Genomic DNA, 17,915 nt, shown 5'->3' on the forward strand with positions numbered 1-17,915 from the left:
TTTGGGCGAACAAAGTGAGCCGTATAGCCCGTGTTAAGTGAGGGCGTTAGCACTAAGCAATCCATAGAATTGCAAAGAGTTGTGGACGAAGGGGACATTTCTATTCACCGTTTCAGTTTTCTCTCTGTATCTTTAGACGAATTTCTTTTTAGCCAATCTTTAACCAACATGGTTGCTCTGCAATCATCTTCATTATAGTCTATGACTTTCTGCATTTTATCTTTGTTTTTATCTGGATCCTCTACATACTGGAAATATAGTGCAATAGACTCTAAGGCATTGACATCTGGGTGTCTCCACTTGTATCCCATATAACTCGCTACTTCTTTTAAACCATTACCATAGGTTGGAAAAGCAAAACAAGAAATAGCATCCCTATAGAGATCTCTCATATTCCCAAATATTACCTTCCGTATTTTATCTGTTAATCCATATCGTTCAGCCAGCCTTTTAAGATGAGTCCTCTCATAATGATGCCAATGATATATTATGAAATCATCCTGCTTTAGAAGCCATTCTACAAACTGGCGGAACATCTCCCCCTCTTTGTTCAACTCATAGGCAATAAAAGGCGTGTACTCTGCCTTTTCGTCCTTCCTAGTGAGCACGCCAATGAGATAATCTATCGCTATTAATTCCTCATCTCCTACTTGTTCTCCTGTTCCTTCTAAATCCAAAAATATCTCCGTTCGCTTTTCTGGAAACTCACACATACCTAGGCAGATGCACTCCCCGGAAACGAGCGCCTTTGAATTGAATGAAAACTTCTCTGCAGTTTTTCTCCCAATTCCTTTGATTTTAACTAAGTTCTCTATTTGTGTTTTCGCAAGATCATTAATAGTAGATATCCCCGCATTTATCAGCTTCTGCTTGAACGACGGACCTATACCGCTAACCAAGGATATGTCTCGCCTCCTTATTGCTTCTTCGTTGTTGTAATTCTCCCAAGGCCATTCGCAAGCCCCATAGGTCGGACTCACTTCCTTGTTTCCCTTCCATATCTCTCGAATGTCCTCTAATATTCCCAATAGCTCAGCTTCGTCATAACCCACCTCAGATTCCTCGTAGTCCCTATTAATCACATAGAATACGGGCGGTGTGTATCCTTGAATTTTTCCTAATATATAGTTATAAAACGCCACCTGATAAATATGGTGTTTTTGAATATTCTTTGCAAGTTTGATTTCCTTAACAACATAATGATGGCTACCGAATATTGACGGCTTTGTGTCTCTTCTTTCCACAACATCAAATGTTCCCACAAGTCCTTCAGGTAAATAAAATGCTGGTAAACCGCAGAGTACCCTTACTCCCTTCCGCATTCCTTCCAGAAGCATTCTGAAGCCTTCTTCTAGGGTTTCGTATTCCAGTTTTTCAGCTTCAGGGTATTTGATCTCTATTACTTGCGTCTCGTGCATCTTTCCCTGGTCAAATAGCATTTCCTGATATTGCGTCAAAGGATCTTTTTTATCTTCAGGCCCGAACTTTTCACAATGGACCATAAACGGTGAGATGCAGTAGTTATAAATGGTTCTAGCTGTAATTCTATCTTCTGTAGTAGGCAGTAAACATCTTTCATATATTTTGTCAATATCTGAAAGCGTCAACGCCATTGCTCAACACCTCCATTTTTGTTGTCCCCGAATCCACGATCTAACTTGAACTTGTTCATATCCGAGTAAGTTCGTATATCTTTCCAATTCTGGGATATAATGGATATAGACCTCAGCAGTTTTGCTGTTCTTATGCCTCAGGTTCTCCTGGATATATCTCAAGTCAACACCACTTTCTAATAGATGTGTTACAAAAATTATACCTTAAAGAATAAACCGCCACTTTTTTCTAATCCCTGTCTTGTTTATTTCCTGCCAGGGTTTATTATCTCTTTCGCCTAATATAGCAAAAAGGAAAATAGTAAGTCAAATTTATTCAGCCCTCTTTATTTGAAATAGGAGTCATATTAACTTCCTTCCTGCAAAATGCCATATCTCCATAGATAAGACACATTTTATAACATGACACATCTTTTGGTTTTCTCTATCTTAAAAGTAAAAAATCAGGGGGAAAATAATGCATCAGGCAGCAAGTAACCCTCATGAAACAATAAATTTTTTGTTTTACTGTGCGGTTTTCTTTCTGGCTATCATAGTAATTCAGAGTTTATGGAAGTGGTATAAGGAACGGATGCAGTTACACCGTGCTATGGCAGAGTTTAAGCAGACAAGCAAACAGGTAAGAACATCTCTTACATCTGCCGGTTGTGATCTAACAGCCTATGATCTGGCAATAAATAACTTCCTGACATCTGCCAGAAATATCGAAGTGATAAAGGCAGGACAGCACGTCCTTTCAAGTTTTGGCCAGGCACTGGCAGCAGCAGGTCTGGTAGAAGAGAAAAAAGTGATTGGCTTCCAGAAGGAAAACGATGCGCACTAAAATTGTCTCAATTTTTTTAGTCATGCTAGTAACACTTGTCAGCACACCCCAGATTTTTGCCCTCCCCATCATTGATGAAAGGCAGGAACAAAATCCCGAACCACCTGTAAAGGAAGAAAAACCACGTGTCCAGAAGGACGACATAATCATGCTGGACAACAAAAAATGGCTGGTAGTCAAAAAAGAAGATGATAGGTTTTTTATCTGTCCCTATCATGGAGATGAGAAATTCTATGGAAGCTCAGACTGGGGGTGGTTTTATGGAGAACAGTGCAGGTGGATGGAAGAGAAAACCCTTATCTCACGTATTAAGGAAAACCAGCCCGAAGAAATCAAAAAACAGAAAGAACAGGAAATTCCCTGGGATAAAGTCATAACAGACAATTATCTTTCACAGCTTGATGCTTCCCATTTCAGGAACCTCTACACAAAGGTCAGGGAAGTGGCCATCATGGAACCCACGGAAAAACATATTCACGGTTACATGCACATGACCGATTTTATGAGGAGGAAGTCTCTGGCCTTTGCACATGCCACCCAGGATTTTGTCCTTGCCCATCCTGTGTATGACATACAGAAAAATACAGGCACTACCAGCTGGTCATATCCCCTGATAAACGAGATAAGAAGAAAGCAGAGGGATGCACTCTTTAAAAGGGTAAGTAACAGGGCAGGTCTTTATTTCTTTGTCTCAGGTGCCTGTCCTTACTGTAAGGAGCAGGCAAAAATAGTTCACTGGTTCAGTGCTGACTATGGATGGAACGTAATAAGTGTGGCAAGAGACTTCTGCACACCGGAATACCCAAACTGTATGGTAAATCCTGATTTGTTCACAGTATTCAGGGCTACCTATACTCCATCGCTGTTTCTGATTTACAGACGCAGTGATAACAAACCGGCCATCTTCCCGGTAGGAAACGGCCTTACCGATTACCAGACCTTAAAGAGCCGGATTTTCTATTATCTCAAGCAGCTGGAGGAAGAAAAAAACCAATTGTTAAAAACAGAATTCAATCCAGAAAAATTTTAGGGGGTTTCTTATATATGTAGCAATAAATCAAGGAGGCAGCCATGTTAAAGAGAATATGTTCCATACTGGTAATGCTCAGTATTATCACCGCTCCCATTGGTGTATATGCTGATGAGATGAGTAACTACATGATAGATACCCTTAACAACCTATCAAATCTCACTCCTCATGCCTATGAAGGACAGCAGAGGGGCTATTTCATTGGCGGGTCGCTGTCCACACGCATCCCAAACGATGTGATTCAGCCGTTCAGCTATACCCCACCTCAATTCCACGTAGGATGTAACGGAATAGATGTTGTCATGGGTGGCTTCAGTTATCTTAACTTTGACTATATCGTCAAGAAACTGCAAAGTATTTTACAGGCTGCCCCGTTTCTGGCGTTTGACATAGCCATTCAGACGTTGTGCGAACAGTGCAGGAGTGCCATGAACTCTGCCGAGCACTTTTCCCAGCTGATAAATAAACTGAACTTCAGCAGCTGTAAATCAGCCGAGGCACTGGTAGCTGCCCTCACACCAGAAAGAATAAGGAGAAAAATCATTGCCAAAACATCCGCCCAGAAACAGAAAGAAGGGCAGGAAGATGGCTGGTGGAGTGCACTGGATAATGCCATTCAGAATGTCAACAGTGCCATAGACTATTATACAGGCCAGTATGATGCCATGGTGAATGGGGTAAACGTAAATGCTATCCAGCCATATAACCCCAGCCTCATTCAGAACGCAGCCAGTGCTACGGGCCTGGGCGGCGTGGGTGTATATTTAGACTTCTTGAGAGCCGTTATAGGTGATGTGGTAGCCGGGGAGCCAATTGGTGGAACCAATAACACACTGTTTCAGCCTCTTGATGTTGCTCCCTGCTACACCACTTTTGATGCAGATACCATAATATCGGACTTCCTGAATGGGCATTACAAGAAAAGAAGCAGCAGCTCTGGCAGTCAGTGTGAGGAAGTAAACATGGATACCCCTGTGGTTGATGAAATACAGAATAGACTGAGTGATATATATGATACAATCTCTTCCGATGGTCAGCTGACTCAGGAGCAAATAAACCTGATAAACGCATCTTCCATCCCGGTTTATTCCTTCTTGAAACTGGCATACATATCAAATGAACCTGCCGTGGCACAGGCCACAATTGAGGAAATGGGTAATCTTGTGGCTACAGATGTAGTCTATACGGCCATTACCAGGCTGACCACCGGGCTACACAAGGCACTCACCCAGTATAAGAACTTTGCCGGTAAGGAAGACCTGGTGGGAAAGAAAATTTCTGATGAGAAAATAGACCAGATGCTTACAAGAATTAAGGAACTGAGAAAAGCCATGTACTGGTACTGGCAGGATGCCCTGGATGAGTTCAGTGATAAATACAACAGTTTCCTGGACAAATACCGGCAGGAAGAGGCGAAAGTAATGAATGCACTGCAAAAAACTGACCTGGCACGCAGCTACCAGTTACAGGGAATTTTAACAAAATAATTGAGATAAGAAAATGGACAGCGAAGGACTTCAGCAGAGGCCATTTTTCACCTGCCTGAAAAAAGCAGATAGAAAGGAGCTATTCAAAGTCTCTCAATTTCACAAACCGTTTTTCTGTCTGGAGAAAATACAGGCGTTCAAACAGGAATGGAAACACATTATTGATTCCTTTATAGAAGAATATATCTGGGAATATAACGCCAGCATCAACATATTCAGGGTATCAGGCACCTGCCATCCTGATTATCAGGGCATGACCTGGAACGAATTTCTGGAAAAGGGCAAGAGGATGCAGATCAATCTGATGTTGTTTGAAGAAAACCCCGGTTATTACCTGAATACCGAACACAAAGAGCCAACCATGTCTTACATCCAAATTGATGGAGGAAACTATTTTGTTGATGCTGACGGAAATCACAGAACCTGCATAGCCAAATTTTACTTCTTTTTAAAGGAGCGTGTCTATCTTCACGGAGTTGAGCTGAAACATTATAGAATCAACCATTCTGCACTTGAACTTTATACCAGGCTGAAGACAAAATACCACATCACACCCATTCTCAAAAAACTATCAAGAGAGGACACTCCAGGCTGGATGCAGGAGCACTATCAGACAGAATTCAAACTGGATAATGGAGATGTCATCGATATGGCCAGGGCAGAAAAACTTCTAAAAAGCAAAAACATTATAAAAAAGTTCTGGACTTTTATTGTGAGGAAGTAAGTGATCATGCGCAGGAAATTTTTCTTATTCTTTTTATTTTGTATTTTCCTTCCGGCACAGGCCGGGGCTGAGGAAGTATTCACCTTCGGCAATGGGGATTTCATTCATGAAATCATCCAGGCAGTGGCCACCTACTGCGGAGGCGGTGAATTCGGAACACTGCTGAAATTGATGGCCGTGCTGGCCCTGTTTGCCGGTCTTATAAAGGGACTGATTGTTCAGACCCAGGGAAGAGGCGACATGCTCTCTGAAGCCTTCAAGACCTTTCTTATGGTGCTCCTTCTTTACTATATCTGCTTTGTGCCAAAGACCAGCGTAATTATCCGGGATGAACTATTCAATACACAGACCCAGGTGGATGATGTCCCATGGGGACTGGCGTTCATGGCCTCGCTCACCACCTCCATTGAGAAATCCATTGCAAAGGCGTTTGATACTGTTTATAGCATCCCGGATGACCTGAAGTTTACCGAATCAGGATATAATTTCGGTCTGCTTGCACTTGAAGGTACACTGCATCAGGGTGTGATCAATCCCTACATTCAGCATAACTGGTCTTGCTATATAGCTGACTGTGTGGTACCGGCTGTCCTTACCGGAAATATCAATGAGGCACAACTGTCCTGGGAAAATGATATACTCGGAAGTAACGTGCTCCAGACCCATTATGCCAATTTCTTTACAACACATTACGACCCAAATGACGGGTCGGTAACACACCCCAGCTGCCGTGATGACTACGCCACCATCAAGCAGGAAACTATAAACCACATAAACAGCGAGATTGCCCCCTATTTTGCCAGAAGAGTAGCGGGCATAGGGGGTGCAGCCAGTCAGTGGGTACAGGCCGATGTAATGAACAGGCTCGGTGCTGCCGGAAGTTACTTCCTTACCCTTGCAGGCAGCGGTCAACAGATACTCCAGCAGGCAGTCATGATGAATGTGATTAACGAGGCAAGAACATCGGTCATGGCCCAGTATGCCACCGACCCCACAGCACTTCAGGTGGCACAGGCCATCGCAAACCTGCAGGCAAGATACTCACTCTCCACCGGTGCAGAAATGGCCAAGACATATGTGCCTGCACTCAGGAGAATACTTGAGGGAATAATCTATGGCATATTCCCCATTATTATCGCCATAGCCTTCGTTCCCTTCTTCAGGAATGCTCTGTTGAAATCTTACTTCTATCTGTTTTTCTGGCTGATATGGTGGTCACCCATATTCAGTGTAATCAATCTCATCGTTACCACCAGGGGAAGGAGTATTCTCAGCGCCTATGATGGATTCTTCTGTCTGGGAAACATCAACCCACTGGCAAATGGTTTTATTGACCTGGTGGGTGTGGCCGGGAATCTGCTCTGGGCTGTACCCATACTATCATTTTTTATTGCCACAGGCAGTGTTTACGCTGCTGTGGCCGGGTTTCGCAGCCTTGGAGCTCACGTGCAGGCACTATCTCACAGTGCCGGTGTCTCAACTTCTCCAACTCCAGCAGGCACAAGCACCATGACCCGCACGGGCAGCGAGCTTACAACAAGAGAGACAGGAGGGCTTATGGGTCTGTCCTGGAGGGAGATGGGTCAGGCAACGGCCAGGGTAAGTCCCATGACCATGCAGGGGGCCTTCCAGAGAATGTATGGAATGGGTACTGACTGGAGTGGAAAGGTGGGAAACTATGCGCACAGTGCAGGCATGGGCCAGAGCCTGGGAATGGGAACAGGGGAAATTGCCGGAGAGACAACCAGGGGGAAATTGTTTGGAACGCTGGGAGCTTACCACGAAGCTTACACCAATGGTTTCAGAGGCAGCTTCACAGAGTTTAATAAAGAAATGAGTAATATAGCCACTCAAACCAACTTTGCCAGTGCCAGGTCTGTTCAGAATGCGGCAAATAACTCCCCGTTCTATCAGGGCAACACCCAGCGCCTGCTGCAGGACCAGGCAAACTTTCAAATGCAACGGACAGCCACTATGCTGACCACCATGAGAGAACAGGGATACAGCCCCGAAACTGTTGGAACGGCTCTTGGAGGAATACGGGCACTGGAAAATATAGCCAGCACCGACTGGGCAAAACAGGCAGGACTCAGGAGTGTCTACACCAAAAAGGCAGGTGAACTTTACAATGAACTTTCCAAGATGACCATTCGTCAGGCACTCACAGATATAGCGGAAAAAGGAAGTATTACTCCTGAAACACAGCAGATATTACACAACATAGCAGCCAGTCCCATAGGACGTGCCCAGCTTGCCGCTCAGGGAATAGGAGATAGGATAATTAAACCAGAGGAAGCAAAAAATGTGGCCATGTGGTTACAGAGCCAGGGAGTGGATGTCAGTGCAAAAGACCTTGAGGGTGCCACGGCTCAGATGAATGTCTGGACAGATAAAAGTGGAAACATACATATGGGATTTCTGGCAACCAGGAAAGGTAAGACAGTGGCGGAGTATGATACTAAAACAACTGAAACCGGTGATGTGGCTAAAATTCATGATAGGGAAATTCAATACACTGGTGGTCTTCAAACAACTTACAGTCCTGCTCAGTCAGCAGCGTATAATCTCTTCACAGGAATGCTCAAAGGTATGGGCATGAACGAGGCTCAAGCAGAGAGATATGCTGCTAAAGCAGTGGCATCGGGATGGGGAAGTATAAGAGACGCAAGACAAATTGGAGCTCTTACAAATCCCGCAGTTGCTGTCGCTGCTACAGCATTACAGGGAATCGATATTGCCAACAAGGTCATAACCGACCCTGATTACAAAATGGTAGGAAATCCAATGACAGCCATAAAAAATATGGTGACCGGAAAAGTAGCTACAAAAATAAATGAAGTCTCAGATAAAGCTGCTGGTAAACTCATGAACGCCCCTGTAGTAAAAGAATACAGGGATATGGGCGAAAAACTTGGTGAGGCTGTTAGAAATAATGATGTTAAAACAGTAGCTCAAATGCACGGCTGGTCTGAAAAACAAGCTCAGGAGTATATTAACACTGTGCATCAACATTGGGATAACGCTCTCATCAAAGGAAAGGAAACACAAAGCTTTGATTTCAGTGATTCCATGAGGATTTTATTCCCTTCCAACTCACAGCTGCTGGACTTCAACAAAACCAAACTTCCAGGAACTATATCAAGGAGAAGACCCCACGGAGGTTAAACTTTGGAAAAAAAAGAAGCTAAAAACATGGCATATCAGGCACTGTTTCTGGCAGATGGAGTGGTGTTTCTTTTCAAAAAGACATCAGGTTTCACACCTGATGAAGTAACTGCAACTATTGATAATGATAAGGGAGAAGTTTTTATTGAACTCGGTAGAAATGTAATAAAAATAACAGAAAAAATAATAAAAAACTTAAAGAAACATAAAACTATATTTCTCTATGAAACACCTGAAAAAGAGTATGACCCCGACAGTATACCTATTGCGTTTGAAATGAAGACAGATGCAATGGACAAACTGGAAGCATTATGGAGGGAGAAAAACAATGCCAGACAGGGTAAACCTGCCCATCGAACCCAGGGGGCAGCAGGAAACAATCAGCATTAATATGGTAGCATATAAGTATATGCTTACTGACACAGGAGTAATTTTTGTTATCAACACTGACTCACTGCCTGAGACTGAAGAGACATTGAATATTGCAAAGGCGAATAATTCAGTGTTTCTCCAATCAGGAAAAGTTTATGCCTTGTTAACAGATAGTATTATTGAGCACGTAAAAAAAGTTATGAGCGAAGGCAAAAAGGTCTCAATTTCTTTTGCCTCAAGCCTGCCTGAGGAGTATCAGATAAAAACAAATTACAGTGTGGTCCTTGATATTGTAAATTGTGCTACCCTTGTGAGTTTATATAAAATTGCAAAATGAAATCCTGATTATCTTTCATCTTCTGGCCAGATTGGGTTTCCATGAGAATCGTTATCGTCGTATGGATAATCTTTGAGATAGTAACCACTATTGTCCAAGTAATCATCCAAGTAAAAAAGATTATAATAGATATGGGTGTCTTTATTTTTGATTCCTTCCACACCTTTTCTAAGTTCCGCCCATATATCCACACCTGCTTTCTTTGCCTTCCACATTTCTAAAGTGTAGACAAAAGACTTAACCACCAAAAATGTAAAGAATGCAGACACTGCTACTATTACAAACTTATCTCCTGCGGGACAGCATATACGCAGGGAAATAAACGTAAGATAAAATACACCACCCATGGCAACCAGTTGTTTCCAGCTCATTTCTTCCCTCTGTTATACTTCTTCTTTCCATCACACTAACACAGCCTGAATAAAAAAGTCAAGTATTTTTGTGCCATAGGGAAGCCAAGGTGGCACTATTTCTGTCTACCATGTGGAGTATAAAGTAGAAGTAAGACGAGATGGATGGGTATTCTGGAATGCAATCAGCAGTTCTAATCTAAAGCGGGCGAATAGTTATCACCAGGGAATTTTGTTTTATCCTGCGGGGGCTAGCATGTAGAAATCTATGCCTTCCTACAGCGTGGATAGGTCGTCACCGGGTAGCCCCGCAACCCCGGCTTTGGACGACACGTCAGATTGTGTGAAAACTAACTTTGAATTTTTATTTTCCCACTATTCCACATTATTTGATTACAAATTGGGTTTACTAAACCACTTTCTATCAGTATTTGCGACCCTTAATTAGACTTTTTAACTTTTTACACAGTCTGACGTCGTCCAGCGGGTATGCGAAGCCCGTAAGGGTTTGGGTGAGCGAAGCGAACCGCATACCCGATTGTTGTCCGAGTGCGTAAGCACCGAAGCGAGCGGAGAGTTGTGGGCGACGGATAGCGTCGTACTATGTAGGATAGGTAATGGAAAGCACAGATATAAGTATGGAGAATATACCTAAGATAATTGTAATAATAATATATTTAGAGGCTTTTTCCAGTTGCTTACGTTTATAATTGGAATAATATGCTAGAATAAAAATTTGTTTAATGTAGTCATTTAAAATATTATTCATATTGATTGCTGAATAGTACTCTTTAACAGGATTATTATTTTTGCCCAAACAACTTTCTATAAATTTTAATATTCCACGATGATAAATCAAGGAAGATTTAACCCATGGTTTACCTATTTTAGGAAGAAGATATTCATCAAATTCCTTTATTGCTTTTGAAGACAAAGGACGTATTGTTTGGATTACTAAGTAAAAAGTAATTAAGAAAGAAACAAAAAACAAGACTCCAGAAGTAAATAATAAGTACCAAACATATAAGCTTATGGAAGATCTCGAAATTAGCGAAAAAACTACAGATACAAGTCCTCCCGTAATCATTAACGATGTCAACATTTTTTCAGCCATAACTTCATGGCGGTCTATGAAATAGTGCTGTCTATCATATATCTGCTCTAGAATTTCTAACTTTATCTTCAAATCATTAAATTTCTCTCTGTCATTTCTGTCTATATCTGACATTTATGTCCCTTCACATCCAAGAAATCTACACTTAAGTTCCTCATCACTCCTAAAAATACATCTATATGGTTTCGCGTATTCTTTATGATCAACATGTTCTTTCCAATTATTTACAACATCCTCAGGGCCATCCGTAAGAAGATTGCCAACTATATATTCATCAGAAGGAGCTTTATTTAAAAATGGAAGAAAGACGTCACCATTTGGCTTTATTAGAAAATAGCTGCAGTGTCTTTTCTCAAGAGTGTCGAAAATTATCTTGTGTTTTGGGAAATATTCTCCTAAATTATGAATATAATTTAAATATATAGATTTTTCCACCGTTAGAGATTTACTCTGAGATTTTAAAGAATATATAATATATTCATAGAGTTTCCAATATACTATCTTATCTTCAAATTTACTTAAAATTAGCTCTATATTTTTTAGATCAAAATAATTCTGGGTTGTGATTACTGTGCCTATCCTAAATCTTATATTACTATTCTCGTATATGTCTTTTAATGCATACATCACAGAGGCAAAATTTCCTTTTCCTTTTAGTAAATCGTGTATATTTTCACTTGAACCATCTACAGGTATCCCAGCGGCATCTACAAATTCTAGAATCAATTTCCTATATTTTTTGTATAAATCACAATTCGTAGACAAGCACACTGCCATATTTTTGCTTTTAATATATTTTATAATATCTATAATATCAGTCCTCAACAAAGGTTCTCCACCCGTTATCCCAACAACTTTAACACCTATTTCTTCAAAAATATCAACAATTTTAAAAGCTTCTTTAGTAGATATCTCATACTCTATTTGTGGCCCATAACAATATTGGCATTTTCTATTACACCCAGAGGTTATCTGCCAATCCACGACTAATGGTTTCGTTTTTCTTCCCCCTGCATCTGAAGTTTGATTAGAGCAAAAACAGCATAATTAATAATATCACTGAATTGTGCTTCTAAACCTTCTGAAACCTCTAATTTGCCATTTTCTAAAATCTTTTTACATCTAAATAATTTCACAAAGATTTGATCTGTTATTGATGTGATTTCCATGTCTCGCCAAGCTTCTCCGTAATCATGATTCTTTTTTATTAAAAGATCTTCAACTTTATTTACAATATTATCATAGAATTTTGAGAGTTTTTCTTCATTAATTTCAACTATTTTACCTTTGTTTACAATTTCATTAGGGTTTGGTAGTTCATCTTTGTACCATAGTCTTATTAAAGCAATTATGGAATAATTTATGACCCCTATATATTCTACATCCCTACCTTCAGGAATGAGCTTTTTGTCTGAAGTTTCCTCTAATCTTCTAATTCTTTTCATTTTAATCCATATCTGATCTATTAGTGATTCCCATCTTAGCACTAACCATGATGATCCATAATCTTTATTTTTCTTTAGAAATAACTCTTTGCAAACTTTCATGATGTTATCAAAGTACTTTAGAGTTTCCATTTTTCCATTCATACCCTATTCACCTCGATTCTATCTCTTTATTCAATTTTCTTAGGATTTTAATATATTCGCAGGAATCTGTAATACGAAATACACAATATGCAGGCTCGCACTCATCTAAATAGTGTTTGGGGCATAGCAGTTTAAATAGCCTATGTTCTAGCCCTTTTACGACCTTTTCATCTTCATTTCTGACTTTTAGTGCCTGCTTCAACTCATTTACAATTTCTTCTATTTCTTTTTTTGTTTTCTCATCCTCAACCATTTTTATACCTCCTTTCTATTTCCATTACTCTGTCGCCCGCAATTTCGGACAACGTTTCCGGGCTTTGCGAAGTGCGAAGCATTTGGGCGAAGTGAAACGGTGCCGCAAAGCCCGTGTTAGCCGCTGTTTTGCTTAGCTTGATTCCATTTCTCCTGGAAGTGCTCTTCTAATATGGATAGAAAATCTTTTGCTCCTTCGACACATATGATCGCTTCGGGAAGCCCTTCATGCATTGCAACAGTTGGGTAAAAAATACAAAATGGTATTCCTTTTTTATATCCAGTAAAGAAAGTGTAGCCTGGTAATTGTGGACAGTTCTTATAAAATCTAACGTTGACGTTTTCTTCGAATAGTCTGACAAGTCCGCTTCTCTTTCTGACTTCCTGAAAAAAACGCATTGCCCTTTCATAGCTAGCATCATCGAAGAAAAGGTATCGACTTTTTACACCACCTTCACGATACCGTCTTACATGTGTTGCGATGGCTTTTTCATATAGACGATCTCCAGATTCCTCTAACCTGAACGGTGGATTAAAAGCATAAAAATCACAATTTGTAAAACCATCAAAAAGCTCATTATACTCGTCTTCACTAGTTGGTTTAAGTTTAATACCTGCTTTAACAGTTTGCTTAGCAGTTTGTATCATTTCCTCGAGTAGCCCTGCCTTACGTAGGATCAACCAAACAAAAACAAAACCAGCAAATGCTCCGCCAAATTCCCATTGGTGGACGTTTATCTTTGCTTGATTGTCTTCAGGCAGAATAAGCCATAGTGTCAGAGCTACAAACAGTGCTATAAGAACATAAACTACTTGTATGAGAAGAATATTCCGGTATTCTTTTCTCATTTCTTCTCCCCTTTAAAATTATCGGCAAAATGGCGGCTAACTTGTTTATTTCTGAACTGGTTCAGATATACCTCCCATGGATGAGATTGAACTTTCATGACTCATCACCTCTTTTTTTATCTAAGATGTTATCCAGAGGATTTCTGATATTTGAAAGGTTCTTAGTTGAGACATGAGTATAAATCTCGGTTGTTTTATTGCTTTTGTGACCCAGAATTTCCTGGATATATCGGAGATCGACTCCGCTTTCCAATAGATGCGTAGCAAAGCTGTGTCTCAAAGAGTGAACCGAGACCTCCTTTGTTATCCCTGCTTTCTTGCAGGCATTGGTAAAAATCTTCTGGACACTTCTAGAATGAAGGTGTTGATTTGACCTATTACCAGGAAATAACCACTTAGAGGAAGGTTCAAACTTTTTCCAATACTCTCTCAACATTTCCAGGGCGGCTAAGGTGAGTTTTCTCCTCAAGTCTTCAAAATTGATTTCTGTTTTCAGTCTCTTTTTGGTAACTTGCAGGGTAGGATCAAGCTCGGTTTTTTCGCCTTTAAAGATAGATAGAATTCTATCGATAACCCCATCTGAATATGGGAAACTCCAGTATTTTTCTTTTAGATGCCATTTGTAACCCTCAATGGTTTTTACCTTTGCAACATGAGTGGGGTTATATGAAAAGGCCACAGTTATCCTGCCCGATGGATTCTTACTGATTTTTATTGACTGCTTCATTATTTAAACAATTATCATGCTCATTAAGATTTGTAAATAATTTTCTTTATATTGCATTGCATTTTTGTAAGTGTTCACCACCCCGCCTGCCTGCCTGTCGGCAGACATGGCCGTCGGGCAGGGACAGACAGGTCTGTGAGCGGAGATGTTAGAATAAAAAATCAATCGCGGATTTTGGGCTTTATTGCAAATCTTTCAAAGGGAAAGATTGGTGAGAATACATCAAGGCTTTTAGGCTCAATGCTTATTACCCAGATTGAACTCTCTGCCCTCTCTAGGGTAGATAAGGGGGAAGAGGAAAGGAGGCCATTTTACCTCTATGTAGATGAGTTTCAAAACTTTTTGACCCTTTCATTTACCAATATTCTTTCTGAGGCAAGAAAATATGGCCTTTGTCTAATTCTTTCCCATCAATACATTGATCAATTAGATGAGAATATAAGGGAGGCCATATTTGGAAACGTAGGCACTATTATCTCATTTAGGATAGGGGCAAAGGATGCTAAGTATCTGGCCAGGGAGTTTTATCCTACCTTTAGTGAGACTAATTTTATCAACCTTCCAAATTATCACATCTATTTAAAACTTATGATAAATGGGGTTACATCTCAAGCATTCTCTGCCACTACCCTTCCCTTACCAGGAAAGAAGGCCCATTTTAAATGGGAGATTATTAAAAGATCAAGGGTTAGATATGGAAGGCCAAAAGAAGAGGTAGAAAGGGATATTTATTTAAGAAGGCATTCCAAACTAATTATAGGCCAAAAAGATTCATTTTCTTAAACTCATCTATGCCAGGGATTCCTTTACTAAAAGGTGAAAAGATTATCCTTAAGACAAGCCCTCACTGGCTGCTTGCCTTTTTGCCTATATTAGTGCTTTTTCTTTTTTGGCTATTTTATTTCTTTATTATCTGCCCTTTGTTATTTGAAAGACAAATTGAGGGTATCTGCTACCTATTTATCTCATTTACCTTTATCTGGATTATCTCTACTATTTACCTTGATTGGAGATTTAATCGGCTTTATCTGACAAATTTAAGGATAATTAAGGAAAGGGGAAATTATTGGGAAGCTTTTTATGTCCATCTGGCTTAAAGATATTGAAGATATTACCTGCAAATATGGGATATTTGGAAGGATCTTTGGCTTTGGTGACCTTATTATTGAGTCAGCCGGGCCCTATGGAAGGATGGAGTCTAAGGGGATGCCAGGGCCAAAAAAGATTAAGTGGAAGATAGAAGAAAAAATTGCTCTACTAAAAAATAAACACTAGCTGCTTTTTGATGCTGAGCCGGATAAGATTTCAAAAATTTAATTTACCAAACTTCTTCTGGTTGCCTAAAATTTCATGGCCTTTTAAGTATTGGCCTTCTTAGTGGCTAATATGTACTAGAGTTAAATAAAAATGAGGGAATTTTCAATGACCAGTTTGTTTTTCATAAAATTGAAATCAGATGACATAGGTGATAAAATAGCCCCTTAGTAGGGAATGAAACATAACTAAAATAATACAGCAGCGGTCATCCCCAGAAGGATGTATATGCGAACAGTTCGTATATTTCCTAAATCTGGTGGTATATCTGAACTGTTCAGATATGACCGTTGTGCGACATGAACATGACATCCAGAAAAGTTAGCTTAATAGCACTACTTGTTTTCACAATTAGTCTGCTTCCTGCTTTTATCCATGCCCAGCAACGTCATGTCGCGACTATTCTTAAAATTTCAGACGGCGACACCATCTGGGTTTTAATGAACAGAGAAAAAGTCAAGTTACGTCTTATTGGAATAGACACCCCAGAAAAATTCAGCAGCAAAAAGCTTGAATGTGAAGCAGCAGAATGTCAGGTTAGTCTGGGCTACATGAAAAGCTTAGGCCAGATGGTCACGCACTATGCAAAGACTCTCTTGCACAGAGGCCAGAAGGTCAAATTGGTCATCTACGATCGTGGATACTACGGTAGGGCCCTGACTTTGATATACCTCCCTGACGGCACCTGCTACAACGAGCGCATTGTGGCCGATGGTTATGCGTGCGTTTACAAATACCGCGGCCACAAAAGCAGGGAGTTACCCTGGGATGAGTGGTTCAGGCTTAACCAGCTGCTTGAAGAGGTAAAGGAAAACAGGCGGGGGCTGTGGGAGGGGAACTATAAGGTGATGGAATGTTTATGCAGATAGGGAAATTACTAATTGGGAACAAGATAAAAGCAATTCATACATACATAAAAAATTGACGCTCGGTTAACAAAACGCTATATTAAAGCATAAATAGAAGAAAATCAAAAAATTGAGGTATTGATAATTATAATACCCAGCTGTTAGAGGAATATGATCAAGGATATTATCATTAAAATTGAAGACAATAAACTTTTGATTGTGCTAAAAAAAGAACTTTATGAAAAAGATGCAGTTTTTTCAGCTGCTTATAAGTTTACAGACAAGTGTGTAATATTAATCGAACCTATAGATCCATTTTCAATCGGTGTTTATTTTAAGCCTAAATCCGACCCAAAAGATGTTGATTTAGAAAAAATTGCCGAGGATTACTGCAATGAAGTGCTAGACCAACAAATTCGTCTTGATCTAGAAAAAAGGTATGGCAACATAAGAGAACTAATAGTAAGACACGCATTTTTACCAATTTCTAATCTGAAAGATAAAATCGAAATTGAATGAGTAACAAATATCCTTACCAAATCCTTCCTTTCAAGCATGTGAGATTTAATGACCATGAATTACTGCTTGTTAATGAAGCTGGGGATTTTTATTTTATAAGCATTGATGATTTTGACAAATTCATTGGATATGGACTCCCCAAAAAGAATGACGTTTTTCTAGACTTAAAATCAAATCATTTTTTAATTGACACAAATATTGCAGAAGTAATAGACCTTTTATCTACAAAATATAGGACAAGAAAAAGATTTTTAAACCAATTTACTTCTCTTCATATGATGGTAATTACGTATAGATGTAATCATAAATGTAGATATTGTCAGGTATCGAGCGAAGACTCTGGTTCGTACAGATGGGATATGTCACCAGAAACAGCTAGAAGAATAGTCGATTATATATTTTGTTCTCCTTCAGATGAAATCAAAATTGAATTTCAAGGAGGAGAACCTTTATTAAATTGGGAAACTGTAAAAGAAACTATTGAATATGCTGAACAAAAAAATAAGAAAAGTAGAAAAGCTCTCGAATTTGTTGTCTCTACTAATCTTACTCTGATTGATAGAAATAAACTTGATTATTTGAAATTTCATAATGTCTATATATCCACATCTTTAGATGGGCCTAAAAGTATTCATGACAAAAATAGATTACTCAGGACAGGTGGTAGTAGTTATGATTTGTTTATTAAAAAATTAGAGCTTACCAGAAACATTTTAGGACCTGATAAAGTATCTGCTCTTATGACCACCACAAAAGATAATTTATATAGAATAACTGATGTCGTTGATGAATGTTAATTCCC

Annotated in this window: 21 protein-coding genes; 13 read left to right on the forward strand and 8 right to left on the reverse strand. The window is 39.7% G+C overall.

Features of this window, described 5'->3' with window-relative positions; genetic code table 11:
* Window positions 1–104: 104 nt before the first annotated feature.
* Entirely contained in the window at window positions 105–1,613 is a 1,509-nt protein-coding gene (locus HS1_RS05180; protein WP_066061907.1) for a TM0106 family RecB-like putative nuclease, read from the reverse strand.
* A 457-nt stretch (window positions 1,614–2,070) separates the two neighbouring features.
* On the opposite strand from HS1_RS05180, the gene HS1_RS05185 reads away from it, so the two are divergent.
* Genes HS1_RS05185 through HS1_RS05215 form a run of 7 tightly spaced genes read left to right on the forward strand, consistent with a single transcriptional unit; the run spans window position 2,071 to window position 9,551 of the window.
* The gene (locus HS1_RS05185) at window positions 2,071–2,436 is read left to right on the forward strand and encodes a hypothetical protein (RefSeq protein WP_066061910.1); all 366 of its coding nucleotides are present in this window, start codon (window positions 2,071–2,073) and stop codon (window positions 2,434–2,436) included.
* Window positions 2,426–3,466, forward strand: a complete 1,041-nt coding sequence (gene traF / locus HS1_RS05190; RefSeq protein WP_066061913.1) for a conjugal transfer protein TraF — start codon at window positions 2,426–2,428, stop codon at window positions 3,464–3,466. The genes HS1_RS05185 and traF overlap by 11 nt, the downstream gene beginning before the upstream one ends.
* A gap of 41 nt (window positions 3,467–3,507) precedes the next feature.
* Complete coding sequence (locus tag HS1_RS05195) at window positions 3,508–4,953, forward strand: conjugal transfer protein TraH (protein WP_066061916.1); 1,446 nt, start codon at window positions 3,508–3,510, stop codon at window positions 4,951–4,953.
* Between the two features lie 13 nt (window positions 4,954–4,966).
* The gene (locus tag HS1_RS05200; protein ID WP_066061919.1) at window positions 4,967–5,677 is read left to right on the forward strand and encodes a hypothetical protein; all 711 of its coding nucleotides are present in this window, start codon (window positions 4,967–4,969) and stop codon (window positions 5,675–5,677) included.
* 6 nt (window positions 5,678–5,683) lie between these two features.
* A complete protein-coding gene (locus tag HS1_RS05205) occupies window positions 5,684–8,842 on the forward strand; it encodes a conjugal transfer protein TraG N-terminal domain-containing protein (protein WP_066061923.1) in 3,159 nt (1,052 codons plus the stop codon).
* 3 nt (window positions 8,843–8,845) lie between these two features.
* Window positions 8,846–9,232: a hypothetical protein gene (locus tag HS1_RS13355; RefSeq protein WP_066061925.1), complete on the forward strand. Its 387-nt coding sequence runs from the start codon at window positions 8,846–8,848 to the stop codon at window positions 9,230–9,232.
* A complete protein-coding gene (locus HS1_RS05215; RefSeq protein ID WP_156469401.1) occupies window positions 9,171–9,551 on the forward strand; it encodes a hypothetical protein in 381 nt (126 codons plus the stop codon). The genes HS1_RS13355 and HS1_RS05215 overlap by 62 nt, the downstream gene beginning before the upstream one ends.
* An 8-nt stretch (window positions 9,552–9,559) precedes the next feature.
* On the opposite strand, the gene HS1_RS05220 is transcribed toward HS1_RS05215, so the two are convergent.
* The 7 genes from HS1_RS05220 to HS1_RS05250 form a co-directional block, all read right to left on the reverse strand.
* Window positions 9,560–9,922 carry a hypothetical protein gene (locus HS1_RS05220; protein ID WP_066061933.1) on the reverse strand — a complete coding sequence of 121 codons (363 nt, stop codon included), beginning with the start codon at window positions 9,920–9,922 and terminating at the stop codon, window positions 9,560–9,562.
* 580 nt (window positions 9,923–10,502) lie between these two features.
* Window positions 10,503–11,129 carry a hypothetical protein gene (locus tag HS1_RS05225; protein WP_066061936.1) on the reverse strand — a complete coding sequence of 209 codons (627 nt, stop codon included), beginning with the start codon at window positions 11,127–11,129 and terminating at the stop codon, window positions 10,503–10,505.
* Entirely contained in the window at window positions 11,130–11,999 is an 870-nt protein-coding gene (locus tag HS1_RS05230; protein WP_066061939.1) for a radical SAM family protein, read from the reverse strand. It abuts the gene before it with no gap.
* A gap of 2 nt (window positions 12,000–12,001) precedes the next feature.
* Window positions 12,002–12,604 carry a DUF1599 domain-containing protein gene (locus HS1_RS05235; RefSeq protein WP_245670027.1) on the reverse strand — a complete coding sequence of 201 codons (603 nt, stop codon included), beginning with the start codon at window positions 12,602–12,604 and terminating at the stop codon, window positions 12,002–12,004.
* Between the two features lie 7 nt (window positions 12,605–12,611).
* Window positions 12,612–12,857 (reverse strand): hypothetical protein, encoded by a 246-nt coding sequence (locus tag HS1_RS05240; RefSeq protein WP_066061942.1) that lies wholly within the window; start codon window positions 12,855–12,857, stop codon window positions 12,612–12,614.
* Between the two features lie 116 nt (window positions 12,858–12,973).
* The gene (locus tag HS1_RS05245; RefSeq protein WP_066061946.1) at window positions 12,974–13,705 is read right to left on the reverse strand and encodes a hypothetical protein; all 732 of its coding nucleotides are present in this window, start codon (window positions 13,703–13,705) and stop codon (window positions 12,974–12,976) included.
* 94 nt (window positions 13,706–13,799) lie between these two features.
* Window positions 13,800–14,432 (reverse strand): tyrosine-type recombinase/integrase, encoded by a 633-nt coding sequence (locus HS1_RS05250; protein WP_082757634.1) that lies wholly within the window; start codon window positions 14,430–14,432, stop codon window positions 13,800–13,802.
* Window positions 14,433–14,483: 51 nt separating this feature from the next.
* Between HS1_RS05250 and HS1_RS05255 the strand changes: the two genes are divergently transcribed.
* The 6 genes from HS1_RS05255 to HS1_RS05275 all read left to right on the forward strand — a co-directional run bounded on the left by HS1_RS05255 (window position 14,484) and on the right by HS1_RS05275 (window position 17,910).
* Complete coding sequence (locus HS1_RS05255) at window positions 14,484–15,215, forward strand: TraM recognition domain-containing protein (protein ID WP_245670028.1); 732 nt, start codon at window positions 14,484–14,486, stop codon at window positions 15,213–15,215.
* Between the two features lie 8 nt (window positions 15,216–15,223).
* On the forward strand, window positions 15,224–15,529 hold the full coding sequence (locus tag HS1_RS13605) for a hypothetical protein (protein WP_245670029.1): 306 nt from the start codon (window positions 15,224–15,226) through the stop codon (window positions 15,527–15,529).
* Entirely contained in the window at window positions 15,513–15,707 is a 195-nt protein-coding gene (locus HS1_RS13610) for a PH domain-containing protein (RefSeq protein ID WP_245670030.1), read from the forward strand. The genes HS1_RS13605 and HS1_RS13610 overlap by 17 nt, the downstream gene beginning before the upstream one ends.
* Window positions 15,708–16,186: 479 nt before the next feature.
* Complete coding sequence (locus HS1_RS05265; RefSeq protein WP_172793651.1) at window positions 16,187–16,615, forward strand: thermonuclease family protein; 429 nt, start codon at window positions 16,187–16,189, stop codon at window positions 16,613–16,615.
* Window positions 16,616–16,765: 150 nt separating this feature from the next.
* Window positions 16,766–17,113 (forward strand): His-Xaa-Ser system protein HxsD, encoded by a 348-nt coding sequence (hxsD, locus tag HS1_RS05270; RefSeq protein ID WP_066061959.1) that lies wholly within the window; start codon window positions 16,766–16,768, stop codon window positions 17,111–17,113.
* The gene (locus HS1_RS05275; RefSeq protein ID WP_066061962.1) at window positions 17,110–17,910 is read left to right on the forward strand and encodes a radical SAM protein; all 801 of its coding nucleotides are present in this window, start codon (window positions 17,110–17,112) and stop codon (window positions 17,908–17,910) included. The genes hxsD and HS1_RS05275 overlap by 4 nt, the downstream gene beginning before the upstream one ends.
* The last annotated feature ends 5 nt before the right edge of the window (window positions 17,911–17,915 follow it).

The sequence above is a fragment of the Candidatus Desulfofervidus auxilii genome (genome assembly GCF_001577525.1).
Classification (GTDB): domain Bacteria; phylum Desulfobacterota; class Desulfofervidia; order Desulfofervidales; family Desulfofervidaceae; genus Desulfofervidus; species Desulfofervidus auxilii.